This window comes from Clostridia bacterium (genome assembly GCA_035628995.1).
In the GTDB taxonomy this organism is placed as follows: Bacteria; Bacillota; Clostridia; order Lutisporales; family Lutisporaceae; genus BRH-c25.
The window spans coordinates 59,602-73,565 of sequence record DASPIR010000008.1 but is presented as its reverse complement, the minus strand read 5'-3'; the positions used below and the strand labels follow the sequence as shown (position 1 = coordinate 73,565).

Below are 13,964 nucleotides of genomic sequence, written 5' to 3'. Positions count from 1 at the left end.
TCGAAGCATTATGTGGTATATTCTGCTTTTGCTTCTAATTCTTTCATCTCTTGACAAGTCCATCACCTCAACAAAAGTATATCAATAATTTACGTAGGGACAAGGTACCTGTCCCCTCGTCCCACCCTCGTCCCCGTATCTGGCACTTAATTAATTATTTTCTTCATTTAGATCTAAACTCTCTATTTTAATTATTGCTCTTTTGTAATTGCTACATTTAACTCAAATAGCTTGTCCAATTTATCTAAGCTTATAGCTTTACCAAAATAACTCTTAAAGCTACTTGCATATTCATTTCCAATCTCGATACTAACATCCTGACAATGCTTTTTGACTCCTTTCCCTCTCAAAGTACACAGTAACTGTGTACTTTTATCTTTTTCGACTACTTTATCTATTTCTAATATGGGAGACCCAACAGCAGGTAACGTCTTTTCGAATGAAAGAAATGTAAGTGATTTAACGCAACCTGTGTTTATCAACTTTTTAATCAACTCACGCTCTAATGTAGGAATATCGGTGATACATTCAATGCTGTTACCCCACATAGAACTATGTGTTCCAGTACCAGCACATGGAACTACATGAACATTATCATTAGTTAAAAGACCAAGAATAAATCTGAACATATTAACTTCATCAGAATCACTTAAATACTCTAAGCTATCTGCGATGCATAAGTTTTCACTTATTCCTTTATTGCCTTTTAATAAAGCATACTTACTTTTAAATATGGTCAGCCTTCTAGACTTTAAAGTACAATTCGGCAATCTATTAATTACAACAAGGGCTGCCATATCTCTCCAATGCAAATAAGTATCTGTATTATATATTGGTAAAGTTTTATCTACTGAAATTTCTTCAAAGTCAATTTCTATACCATGATCTCCATACTTATGTACAACTTTTGAATTGAGCTTTAATTTTTTGCTTAAAACTTCAATTGCTAGTTTTTCCAAAGGAGTATTACCTCCATATATACTTATTGGGACAGAATGTGCAAATATTTCTCTTAATTCTTTTGTAACTGCAATAGCAAGCTTAAATTCTATAAGCTTATCAAACATAGCTGATACTTCTCTAACGAAAGCTTTAAATTCATTTATTTCATCTGCTTGGTTTAAAAATTTAGTATTACTATATGCAAGGTCAAAACAAAGATTAGAAGGCTCTATCAATACTGGAATCAAACCTCTCCCCCCCATTCTAGAATATATCTTCTCTTTCTAAAGCTGCATTTAAAATGTCATCTAAAAGCTTGTTCGTTTCATCAAAGAATCCTTTGGGCCAACTGTCAATAGCACCAAACTTATCAATATTAACTTTGATAATATCAGATTTTTTAGCTTCATTGTCTCTTTGAGCAAAGTAAACATTTATATCTTCACTAATATTAATATTTCGAGCTGCTATATGATATCTCATTCTGTGAATTAAATGTTCACTATGAGTTTCCGCAATTATTTGCTTTCCTAACTTTGACATTGCAATGAAGAAATCAGCAAGACGGCTTTGCACATATGGGTGTAAATGGAGTTCCGGTTGTTCAAATATTAATATTGAGTCTATCGGAGCTGCTAAACCCATAACAATCAATGGAAGTACTTGGCTAACACCTACCCCAACATTTGTTAAGTCAGCATCTTTGTCTCCATATATGTTAGCACGAAGACTAAGTCCAATTTTCCCCATCTCTTCTACTTTTACATCATTTGCTATTCCTATATATTTCAACCATTCTTTCACTGCAATACCTAACGTTTTCTGTTCTATAATTGAATTCTTAGGTTCATAGCGATTGTCGCCTGGTAGTATTGTTGTTATTATTCTATTATTATAATATTTAAGCACAAAAGCGACATTTTCTCCCTTCTGTCCAACATACATTGGGTCTGTAGAGCCAGAACGCCTATAGAATACTTTAGGTTCTTCTCTTAAGGGACCTAGATAGTATATTTTATTAAATGCATTTACTATATAATCATTAACATCTCCAAAAGTAGCGGGAACATTGTTATTACACAGCCTTAGGTTTTTAGCAAGTTTTAGAGCCAAAGTCTTCCTCGCATTTCTGGCTTCATTAATTATAGACACATAACTATCAACAAAACATTTAACTTCTTTCAATTCATCTATTTCTAGTTTTGAAAGAATCGAATTCATATAGCTCTGAATTTCTTTAAAATGATATTCTGCATAATCACTAATCAAATTTTCCAACAATTGTAATATTTCATCTTTTGCGATTATTTTAGCTTCATCAAATTCGTTACTTTCTTTTTTGCGTCGATATTTAAAATATTTGGCATGTACAGTTCTTATCATATAGTATGGTTTAAGTCCATTTTTTGAGAAATCATTATTATCTGATATAACACCAATTAATTTATCTAATACCATGGTAAATTTTTCAAAAAACTTGTCTTGTATCTCAATTAATTTTTGATTTTTAGGATGAAACACAATATCTGGTAAAAACTTGTTCATCTTTACGGCTTCTGGTTTCGGATCAAACTTTCTCGGCTTATCTATATCAAATATCATTCCTATATCATCAAATTTAAAATTATTATCTAAATCATAATTTTGATTAAGTTTTTCTATAAGATTAATATTTCTCACTATATTTAAGTCAAATTTCTCTTGATCTATAACACTAGATATATTAGCTCTTTTTAGTTTTAGTAAATTACCCCTTTGCTCTTCATTAATCACTTGAGTATCAATCTCAATATTAAGGCTTACTTCCTTAATGTTATTCTGCATTAATAACGGATATTTAAACATATCTATTTCATTAGGTCCTTTATTTATAGCGCTAGTATTCTTCAATTTTACACCAAATTCGATTGAATCACCACAATCTGCTTGACTGTTTAAAATATCATAATATTCACCGAGTGAAACATATGCTCCATTTAATATAAGTGGTTCTTCCGAAAATGGACTTTCAAGGGTTTGCTTAAGAACTAATAGCGCTTGTATTAAAGTACTCTTTCCACTACTATTTTGCCCAGATAGCAAAGTAATGGGTGTAAGTTCAATATCCTTTGTATCAACAAAGCTCTTGAAATTCTTTAACTGAATAGACTTTAACATTCTTAATTATACCTCCTTAGTATATATGGTTTTTATTCTATTTAATAATATATTGACTCACTTTTTCAGTTAATTTGAACAAATAGCAGGAGACAGACGCAAGTTCAAATTAGAAGTAGACATATTACCTTTTTAATTCCATCTAGATAATAATAATACTACATGTCCAGATATACAAATATCTATTGCCACATCTTAATTAGTTATTCTCCTTACCTACATCATCTTTACTATCCACAGTCCCTGAAATATATCCCCACTTGATAAGCCAAAATCTTTGAACTTGAATATGATAGAATAGCATATTCTTGTATCCTCCATTACGTGCCTTTTGAAACCTCATTTCAATTACAATTTGCTATATGATGGCTTGTACACCTAGTATCTTTTTAGAAATGCACCTCAGGTACTGACCTGCTCATGTTTCAGATTTCAAATACCTTTATAGAAAGCTTTTATTATGTCGAAGTTTCTATAAGTCGATTATCTATGCTACCTTATCCACTCATATTTTTAGCCTCATGATTATGAATCAAAACAGTTAATATACAAAATTAGTCTGCAAAACTGATATTTGAAATTGCAGTACAATAATTAATCTCATGCCAGCTTACTATTATATACATTATCCACAATACATTTAAATTAGTACTATACAATAATCACATAGAATGCATTTCGTTGTTATTATATTATAAGTTCTACTATTTATCCAAAACTCCTCCACAAATTCCAATATATTCCGGATGGTAGCAAAAAAATAAAGAAGGCAGCAACTCGTGCTACCTTCGCTAACGTCTATCAATTCCCTACTTTTTCAAAACCGGTATCCATATCTCACTTCTAAACTTTGGTGAAGTTACATCTTTATTCTCATTCCACAAAATCTCCGGGCCTTCTGTCTGCTCGTAGCTTGAGGATGGGAACCATTCGGAATAGATGCGTCCCCAGATATTTTGCAGTGTATCGGGGAAGGGTCCGACTGCTTCAAATACAGCCCAGGTTGAGGCGGGGACTTGGAGCTGTGTCAGGTTATCTGGGCACTCCTTTGTTGTTGCCACGCCTATATAATGATCAAGCTCGCCTTTTTCCTCCATTCGGCCTTCTGAAAAGTTCGTGGATGCGCTAAGCAGTCCCAATGGTTTGACATTAGAAAGACTCTTAAGTTTATTTATTGTCTCATCATTCAGACTTTTCCACATAGAGGCAATCTCGGGGTTAACTCCGTTGAATATTATAGGAACTCTTTTCTTGATGCCGACTATGCGGAATGCCTCTTTTTCTTCAATTCTGTAGTTCATTTCACTTCCTCCTTTAATTGATAGCTGAAAGGTCATTCGTGGATAGGCTTTTAGTGATTGACCATTGTTCCTGGCTTCTGATGGTGTTATCCCATGCAGGCTTTGAAAAGCTCTTGTAAAAGAGTCCGGTGAGTTGTATCCATATTTAATCGCCACATCAATTATCCTTGTGCTGCTATCGTTAAACTCAAATGCTGCCATAGTAAGGCGTCTGCGGCGGATGTACTCCGATAGTGTAATACCTGCAAGGAACGAAAACATTCTTTTGAAATGATATTCAGAGCAAAAAGCCAGCCTTGCTACTTCTTTATAGTCAATATCATCAGTAAGGTTTTCTTCAATATAGTTCAGTGATTCATTCATTTTTTTAAGCAAATCCATTTTTATGACCTCCTCTCATCAATAGAATAGCAGAAATTGAATGCAACTATCCGACTTTCCGTGCACAATTATGTAGGCCTAAATGATATTATAATCCGAATGCCCTAAATTATAAAGGAACGGTGAGACACCGTTCCCTACGTTAGGTATTTTAGGTGGGCGAACAATGTTCGCCCCTACATTTTATATGCTCACCGTCCCATGCATCTGTCCATAGTCCTTCGGGACAAAGGATTTTACTTTATGGGTCTTAAGCCCTTCGATATTTTCAAATGCTGTTGAAATCATAAGTTTTATCCTGTTCAGCTGATTTACTTCGCTTGCGCCCGGGTCATAGTCTATGGCTACTATATTGGTTCCGGGGTAGACTCTTTTTAGTTCTCTCATCATTCCTTTTCCGGTTACGTGGTTTGGCAAGCAGGCGAAGGGCTGCATGCAGATGATGTTTTTGACTCCGCTGTGTATAAGCTCAACCATCTCACCTGTCAGGAACCAGCCTTCTCCGGTCTGGTGGCCCAAACCCACAACTGAGGAGGCTCCTTCTGCTATTTCTTCTATTGTTTTTGGAGCATAGAACCTATAGCTGGTCGATAATGCATCTCTATAGGCACTCCTAAAATATTCTATAATCTTGATAGCTGCGTTGCCGAATATCTGAGACATTTTACTTCCTGACAAGTACTTATACTTATAGTCCAGACCATAAGCGCTATACAGTAGGAAGTCAGTGAGTCCGGGCATTACTGCTTCTGCACCTTCAGCCTCCACCAGGCTTACAACATTATTGTTTGCTGTCGGATGGAACTTGACGAGTATCTCCCCGACCAAGCCGACCTTAGGCTTAACCTCATTGATTATCTCAAACTCTTCAAATTCCTTTACGATCTGCCCGATGATTTCCTTGAAAACCTTTCTATTGGCATAGCTCAGGGATTTTGTACATATTGCAGCCCATTTTTCATATAGCTCATTGGCAGAGCCTTTGATTCTTTCGTAGGGTCTGACTCTATAAAGTACATTCATTAACAAATCGCCATATACAAGTCCCATCAACGCTTTATTCAACAGGTCCATGGTAAATTTAAAGCCTGAGTTCTTCTCTATACCTATAGCATTTAGGGATATCACAGGGATTTTTTCATACCCGGCATCCTTCAGGGCTTTTCTCAAGAAGCCTATATAATTGGTAGCCCTACAGCCTCCGCCAGTCTGAGATATCATGACTGAAGTATTGTTCAAATCATACTTGCCGGATTTTAATGCTTCTATAAGCTGCCCTATGACAATTATCGCAGGATAGCAGGCATCATTATTTACATACTTCAAGCCTTCATCTACAGCTCCGTAATCTGTTGATGCCAGTATCACCATATTGTAGCCGGATTGTTTGAATGCCTCTTCTAAAAATTGAAAATGCATAGGAGACATCTGAGGTACCAGAATAGTGTGCTTTTGCCTCATGGCTTTCGTAAACTCCACTTTCTTATACCTGTTGTCTATCTTCTTAAGCTCAAAGCCATTTTTCTCTCGTTCTGACATTGTAGCCTTTAGGGAACGAAGTCTTATCCTCGCCGCTCCCAGATTGTTTCCTTCATCTATCTTAAGAGTTGTATAAATCTTCGAATTTCCGTGCAGTATCTCCTGCACCTGGTCTGTCGTAACAGCATCCAGTCCGCATCCAAAGGAATTCAGCTGCACCAGCTCCAAGTCCTTCTGCTTTGCTGCAAAGCTTGCTGCAGCATAGAGCCTTGTGTGATATGCCCACTGATCCACTACTCTGAGGGGTCTTTCAATGCGTCCCAGATGAGATACTGAGTCTTCCGTCAGCACTGCCATACCAAGGGAATTTATCATATCCGGTATGCCATGATGTATCTGAGGATCTACATGATAAGGCCTTCCCGCAAGTACTACTCCCTTGAAGCCCTTCTCTCTCATAAGCTTCAGTGCATCTTCTCCAGCCTTTTGGATATCCTTTTTAAAAGCTTCCTGCTCCTTATAAGCCCTGCGCACACATTCTCTGATTTCCATTTTGCCGATATTAAATGCTTTGAATTCCTTGTGCAATCGGTTTATCAGCCTGTCTTCATTGTCAAAGGGAAGGAATGGCTTCATAAACAATATATTTTCTTCTCTTAAAACATCCATATTGTTTTTTATAACCTCAGGATATGAAACCACTATAGGGCAATTAAAATGATTGTCTGCCTCCTTCTGCTCTCGCTGCTCATGTGTGATGGAAGGATAGAAAATGAATTTTACGCCCTTCTCAATAAGATTCATGATATGCCCATGCACCAGCTTGCCGGGATAGCATACAGACTCTGAAGGTATTGTCTCAATGCCCTTTTCGTACAGCTTATTTGAGGATCTGTCGGATAATTCCACTCTAAAGCCCATCTCAGTAAACATTGTGAACCAGAAAGGATAATCCTCATACATGTTCAAAACCCTTGGGATACCTACTATACCCCTGCGTGCCTGTTTAATATCCAAAGGTTTATATTTAAAAATTCTCTTATATTTATAATCAAACAGATTTGGCAAAGAGCCATGTTCCTTTTCCTTACCTGCTCCTCTTTCACATCTGTTCCCTGATATAAAGCTTCCGCCATTTCCAAACTTGTTTATGGTTAGCAAGCAGTTGTTTGAACACAACCCGCACCTGGAAATACCTGTATTAAGGTCAAAACCATTCAGCTGACCTTCATCCAGCAAGCTTGTGTTATGTCCTTCTTCATATCTTTCTCTTGATATCAAAGCCGCTCCAAAGGCCCCCATTATACCTGCGATGTCCGGTCTTATGGCTTCTCTGCCCGATAGGATTTCAAAGCTCTTAAGCACTGCGTCATTATAGAAGGTGCCACCTTGGACGACTATTTTTTCTCCAAGCTCTTCCGGGCTTTTGACTTTAATTACTTTAAATAATGCATTTTTTATTACCGAATAGGATAAACCTGCAGAAATATCACTTACTGATGCGCCTTCCTTCTGAGACTGTTTAACCCTTGAGTTCATGAATACGGTACATCTTGAGCCAAGGTCAACAGGTTTCTCTGCTGCTATTGCTTCTGCCGCAAACTCTTCTATGCCCATACCCAGCGAGCTTGCGAAGGTGTCTAAAAACGAGCCGCAGCCTGAAGAGCAAGCCTCATTCAGGAGTATGCTCTCAATTACGCCATCCTTTATTTTCAGGCACTTCATATCCTGGCCGCCAATATCCAATATAAAGTCTACTCCCGGGCAGAAAAACTCAGCGGCTTTATAATGGGCGATTGTTTCTATTTCACCGATATCTATATTTAAGGCTGCTTTCAGCAGGCCTTCTCCGTAGCCTGAAACAGTTGAATTTACTATCTTCGCTTTTTCCGGTAAAAGACTGTAAAGCTCTTTAAGTGCTTTTATTGTGGACTTGAGAGGGCTTCCTTCATTGCTCCCGTAATAAGTGTGCAGAAGGGCACCTTCGCCGTCTACCAGGGCTATCTTTGTAGTTGTTGAGCCCGCATCTATTCCTAAAAAGCATTCTCCCTCGAAGGTTGACAACTCTCGTCTTTTTATAGAATTCCTGCTGTGTCTTGATTTGAACTCCGAATATTCTTTCTCGTCAGAGAAAAGCGGTGCTAATCTATTTGTTTCGCCATTGGAAATGCTTCCATGGTTTTCTAAATTGCTAAGCAATGACTTAAATGATACAAATGCCTCATCTAAAGAAGATAAAGCTGCTCCGATTGCTACATAGAGCTGTGAGTTTTCAGGAAAAATTATCTGCTCCCCTTTCAGTTTCAAGGTATCAATAAACCGTTCCCTCAGCTCTGAAAGGAAAAACAGCGGCCCGCCCAGGAAAGCTACATTCCCTCTGATAGGTCTTCCGCATGCCAGCCCACTGATAGTCTGAATGACAACAGCCTGAAGTATGGACGCTGCAATATTCTCCTTTGCTACACCCTCATTTAAGAGTGGCTGCACATCAGTCTTTGCAAAAACTCCACATCTGGCCGCTATAGGGTAAATGACCTTATGATTCTTGGCCAGCTCGTTTAGCCCCATTGCATCTACTCTAAGCAAAGAAGCCATTTGATCTATAAAAGAACCTGTGCCCCCTGCACAAGTACCGTTCATTCTCTGTTCTATTCCATCAGTAAAATATGTAATCTTTGCGTCTTCCCCACCCAATTCAATTGCTACGTCAGTCTGGGGATAATAGGTTTTGATTGCCTTTGTGGCGGCTATAACCTCTTGGGTGAAAGAAACTCCCATATTTTTTGCAATATTCATTCCGCCGGAGCCGGTAATCATTACAGTTAACTGCGCATCGGCCATCCTTTTATAGGCATCATGAAGCATATGCTGAAGCTTTTTCTTAATATCAGCGAAATGCCTCTCATATTTACTATAGACTATCTCTTTACTTGCATTCAAAATTACTACTTTTACTGTTGTAGATCCGATATCAATACCTACATGGAACAGCTTATTCATTCAACGCACAGCAGATACGCTGCACCCACCTCCATGGCCTTCAATTTATCACTGGATATGCAACTATTACAGCACATATTATGGACATCATGTTGATTAAATGCTTATATGCATATTATAATGTTAATAAAGTATAACGCAATAGGCAACACATTTTATAGTGTTGATTACTCAACATTATAAGCACATATGTTCATTATAATTTCCAAATATAGCTAAAAAATGGGGGAAATACGAATGCTAAAGTCACCAAATGACAGGCGAACTATTCGTACAAAAAAGCTGATAAGAAATGCTTTATCAGAGTTAATAGAAGAGTCTGGATATAACAATATATCAATTACCGACATTACTGCAAAAGCCGATATCAACAGAGGAACCTTTTACTTGCACTATGTTGATAAATATGACTTGCTGGAGAAGATTGAAGACGAAGTCATACAGGAGCTGCGAGAGGGTATTGATAAAGTAACTAATCTGGATACAGTAAACGCAGAATATGTAACTAACGTAGATTCTGTAGATAAGCCTATGCCCTTCATGATAAAGGTCTTCGAATATCTCAAAGAGAATTCAGCATTTATGAAGGCTATTTTAGGTCCGAAAGGGGATCCGAAATTTCATACCAAAATTAAAGAGCTTATAGAAAGCAGCCTATTTGAGAAGAAGCTTATCAAAGCATTTAAGAAAGAGAATATGCTGGTTCCCCAGGAATACTTTATCTCATATGTACTATCTGCTCATTTGGGAGTCATTCAACATTGGCTGGAAACCGGCATGGAAAAATCTCCGGAAGAAATGGCGCTGATCCTATCAAAAATGTTCCTGCTCGGACCCTTCAAAGTAGCAGGGTTTAAAAAAGAGAATTAGAATAGTATTAAAAATGCAGGCTGTACAACTATTTGTACAGCCTGCATTTTTCTTTACTTCAAGCCTGCCGAGATTTTAATATTTGCCTGATGCACAGCATCAATCTCGCCATCCACATGCTTGGTGCTGTTCAGAAAATGTATGTCAAAATGTCCATCCATTTCGTTATTCTTAATCCAATCAAAGTTAGTTCCTGCTCCATAGTTGTCGCTTCTCCAGTTTGTCCATGCTCCAGCCGCAGCACTGTCGTTCCCTGCATGGGGCATACCGGACATGCTCGCCGCAATTTTTCTTCCGCTATATTTTATCAATATGGGCTTTTGTTATTCCGAATTACTAGGTTTACATAATATTATTCGACACTAGCAGCAAAAACCATTTATGTAAATTCTGGCGGGAGGCTTACTGTACTAAATAAATTGGCTCTTATTTCCGCTGTGGTATAACGATAACCTGTGCAGCGCTCTTGAGCAGGCAATGTATAGAAGCCTTCTATCCAGCTCGCTGCAATAGTTTTCCTCTGAAGCGTCATGTACTATGACCGCATCAAATTCCAAGCCTTTTGCCATGTATGAAGGAATCACCACTGCCCCCTGCTCTATCTGATCCTCCTCTTCTGATATAAGCTTTATATCCACAAGGTCCTTGATTCTGCTGTACAGCTTTCGAGCAGCCTCTACAGTTTTGCAGACAACCGCAATAGTTTCAAACCCCTCTGCGACATACTCTTGAATACCCTCAACTATAGCAGCCTCCATGCTTCCCTCATCCTCCTGAGAAGAGATCAGAGGCTCCGCGCCATGTCTTTCAAAGGAGATAGCGTCTTGAGCTTGCTTCAGTATACGTTGTGAAAATGCACTAATTTCTTGGGAAGACCTATAGCTCTTATTCAGGAAAAGATGAACGGACTTCTTTTTCCCGAGAATGCTGTCCACTTCATCATACAGTGACAAGTCACCCTCTGTATCAATAGCCTGTCGGATATCACCAAGAACAGTAAAGCGGCTCTTTCCAAACAGCAGCTTAAAAATCTGATATTGCATAGGCGAATAATCCTGAGCTTCATCTATTACCACTTGCTTTACTTCATTAAATTTTTCATTTCCTTCAAGACATAGCTTTAGATACAGAAGCGGAGCACAGTCCTCGTATTCGATAAAGCCTTTTTTGAGATTGTCGCAGGTACTCTCCAGTATTGCCCCAATATCCTGCGGCAGCTCCAATCCATGAGCCAGCTCAAAAAATACATTTTTATCATTAAACAGCAATCGGTAGATTTCCATATAGTCGACCTCAGTGAATTTCCTCACTCTTTTCTGCAGTTCGGTCGATTCCTTTATGGAAAGCAGTCGTCCGAAGGCCTTGTAATCAAATTCGTGGCCTTCCATCTTTTGTACTCGCTTCACAATTTTTTGAACTCTTTCCCTCTGTATGGGATGAACTCTATCAAATATGATTTTTTCAAGTCTCTTCAATCTTTCTGCTGTTTGTCCGATTATTTTTCCATTGAGGAAAAAGTTTCTCAGGAATTGCTTTGACTCAATCATTTTTCCATCATAATATACATCCTCAAATACATGTACCTTCTGCTCATAATGCTTAATCGCCCTGTACAGTATCCTCGCAAATGCATTTGAACCCTTGAACTCCATACTTCTGCTTTTCAAGGAACTTGCAGCCTCGTCAGCTCTGATAAGGAATTCAAGCTGCTGGCTTCTTTTTTCCATAATTCCCCTGCCACCAAGCAAGTTATGACAAATCTCCCCAAAGGTTATTTGCAGAACATTTTCTTCCCCCAACTCAGGTATTACACCCGCAATATAGCTGCTGAATACCTCATTGGGTGAGATAATAAGAATATTGTTTGAGTTCAGCTTGGTGCTTAAACCCTGATAAAGCAGAAAAACAATACGGTGCAGTGCTATTGAGGTTTTCCCGCTTCCTGCGACACCTTGTACAATAAGGAGCTCATTTTCAGTATCTCTGATGATGAGGTTTTGCTCCTTCTGAATGGTCTCCACAATATTCCTCATCTTTGGGGATGAACTGCGACCCAAGGCTTGCTGCAGCATTTCATCATCTATCTTAAGACTGCTGTCGAAAAAATAAAGCAGCTTGCCACCATTAATCTTATACTGCCTTTTCAAAAGCACCTTGCCTGTTTCTTTGCCTTGAGGAGAGCTGTACTCTGCGTCACCCAGCTCATACTCATAATATATGCTTGCTATGGGCGCCCTCCAGTCATACACAATTATACTGTGTGATTTCATATCTATCAGATTGTGAATACCAATGTATATTTTTTCGCATTCCTCCGATTCTCCTTCAGAAAAATCGAACCTTCCGAAGTAAGGAGAGGACAGCAGCCTTCTATACTTTTCAATTAGCTTTAATGTGCCGTCATAGCTGGCTGTCTGACTTTCAAGAACCGAAAGGTACTGGTTTACCTCTGTCAGCTTTGCAAAGTCTTCAGCGTTGTGCGATGTATTCTCCCACATTTCTTTTCTCAGCTTGATAAGATCCAGCTTTTTTCCATCCAGCAGTTCAAGCTCATTATCAAGCTCCTGATTGATAAACTGAATTGTATTCTCCAAATACTCCTGCTCTTCTATATAATCCTTATTATCAATATCCATAAAGCTCCCCCTTATTTGCAACAAACCCGCTAATTCCAAACATATGATATGTGTTGACTGCACGCAGGCATCTTCTTGCCGTTTCAGAGTCCGTAGACTCCTCCATAATGCCTAACACCATATCAATCAAGTTTTTATAAATGATGCCTGCAGTAAAACTATCCAGGATCCTTATTTCAGAAGTCCCCGACTGTGCAGCCATGCTTTTTCTCACTTCCACAAGAATGAATTCAACCAGCTCACTTTTAGCTTTTTCATATTTTGTACCTTCACTTTTTTCAAATACAATAATCAATTTACGGCGATTTTCTACCATGAAGTCTATTACTTCCTCGTTGACAAGCCAAAAGCTGTCCTGCTGCTCTTCCAGAAGACTATCCCGCCCCTCAGAAGCTTCTATCTTCTGCTTAAGCAGCCCTTTGGTATCTTCTATGAAGCTCTCGCTGATAATGGCGTAAAATATATCATCCTTGCTGCCATAATACCTATAGATATTGCCCACTGATACTCCTGCTCTCTCCCCTATATCAGAGATTTTGGCTCCTTTGTAGCCCTTCTCTGCAAATACTGCTAATGCAGCAGCATCAATTTTCCCCTTTATCTCATCCTTTTTATACTGCAATTAATTTACCTCCATTACAAAAGCGAATATATCATTCTCTTTTATTATACGCCCTTGCTCCTAAAAGTAAACCTTGCTGCGCAAAAAAAGATGGGTCTAAGACCCATTGTTAATCAATGCTTGTGAGTATTGCAGCAGATTCCTCGATTGCTTTAATTTTGTAGTTCTTCAACTCAGCTGTTTCTGCCGATACATATGCCCTTACAGAGATTCAATATCTTCCCACGTTTCTTGAATTAGCAGCATGTTTGCCAATGCATCCGCCTGTTCTTCAGTATCGATATACGCTTCCAATTTAGCGAGATTCTCTTCAATTTGATGCACATAATCATGATCAATCTCAACTTGAATATATGGCTTCAGCCTTTTCCATGCTTTCTTTGCAGCTTCGAGGTTTTCATCTGCTTTCTCCCAGTTTTCATTTCGAATATCATTCTCAAGCTGTGACAGCTGCTCAGAAAAATGTATATTCTTATCAAGAGGCTTCACTAGCAGGGTACAAGAGCATAAGGCAATTAATACTGTTGTTATCAGAGTAAAGATGACAGATTTCTTTATCATGTGTAATCCTCCACG

Annotated in this window: 9 protein-coding genes; 1 reads left to right on the top strand and 8 read right to left on the bottom strand. The window is 38.3% G+C overall.

Annotation, left to right across the window (positions count from 1 at the left end; genetic code table 11):
* Positions 1-191: 191 nt before the first annotated feature.
* From VEB00_01945 to VEB00_01930, 4 genes are all read right to left on the bottom strand, one after another.
* Entirely contained in the window at positions 192-1,190 is a 999-nt protein-coding gene (locus VEB00_01945) for a hypothetical protein (protein ID HYF81778.1), read from the bottom strand.
* A 16-nt stretch (positions 1,191-1,206) separates the two neighbouring features.
* Positions 1,207-3,099 (bottom strand): DUF3696 domain-containing protein, encoded by a 1,893-nt coding sequence (locus VEB00_01940; GenBank protein HYF81777.1) that lies wholly within the window; start codon positions 3,097-3,099, stop codon positions 1,207-1,209.
* Between the two features lie 809 nt (positions 3,100-3,908).
* A complete protein-coding gene (locus VEB00_01935) occupies positions 3,909-4,781 on the bottom strand; it encodes an AraC family transcriptional regulator (GenBank protein ID HYF81776.1) in 873 nt (290 codons plus the stop codon).
* 183 nt (positions 4,782-4,964) lie between these two features.
* A complete protein-coding gene (locus VEB00_01930) occupies positions 4,965-9,260 on the bottom strand; it encodes an acyl-CoA dehydratase activase-related protein (GenBank protein HYF81775.1) in 4,296 nt (1,431 codons plus the stop codon).
* 237 nt (positions 9,261-9,497) lie between these two features.
* Here VEB00_01930 and VEB00_01925 point away from each other — a divergent pair, with 237 nt between their 5' ends.
* Positions 9,498-10,130 carry a TetR/AcrR family transcriptional regulator gene (locus VEB00_01925; GenBank protein ID HYF81774.1) on the top strand — a complete coding sequence of 211 codons (633 nt, stop codon included), beginning with the start codon at positions 9,498-9,500 and terminating at the stop codon, positions 10,128-10,130.
* 53 nt (positions 10,131-10,183) lie between these two features.
* Here VEB00_01925 and VEB00_01920 read toward each other — a convergent pair whose 3' ends face one another.
* The 4 genes from VEB00_01920 to VEB00_01905 all read right to left on the bottom strand — a co-directional run bounded on the left by VEB00_01920 (position 10,184) and on the right by VEB00_01905 (position 13,949).
* Positions 10,184-10,441: a hypothetical protein gene (locus VEB00_01920; GenBank protein HYF81773.1), complete on the bottom strand. Its 258-nt coding sequence runs from the start codon at positions 10,439-10,441 to the stop codon at positions 10,184-10,186.
* 99 nt (positions 10,442-10,540) lie between these two features.
* A complete protein-coding gene (locus tag VEB00_01915; GenBank protein HYF81772.1) occupies positions 10,541-12,766 on the bottom strand; it encodes a UvrD-helicase domain-containing protein in 2,226 nt (741 codons plus the stop codon).
* On the bottom strand, positions 12,756-13,388 hold the full coding sequence (locus VEB00_01910) for a TetR/AcrR family transcriptional regulator (protein HYF81771.1): 633 nt from the start codon (positions 13,386-13,388) through the stop codon (positions 12,756-12,758). The genes VEB00_01915 and VEB00_01910 overlap by 11 nt, the downstream gene beginning before the upstream one ends.
* Positions 13,389-13,589: 201 nt before the next feature.
* The gene (locus VEB00_01905) at positions 13,590-13,949 is read right to left on the bottom strand and encodes a DUF4363 family protein (GenBank protein ID HYF81770.1); all 360 of its coding nucleotides are present in this window, start codon (positions 13,947-13,949) and stop codon (positions 13,590-13,592) included.
* Positions 13,950-13,964 lie beyond the last annotated feature (15 nt).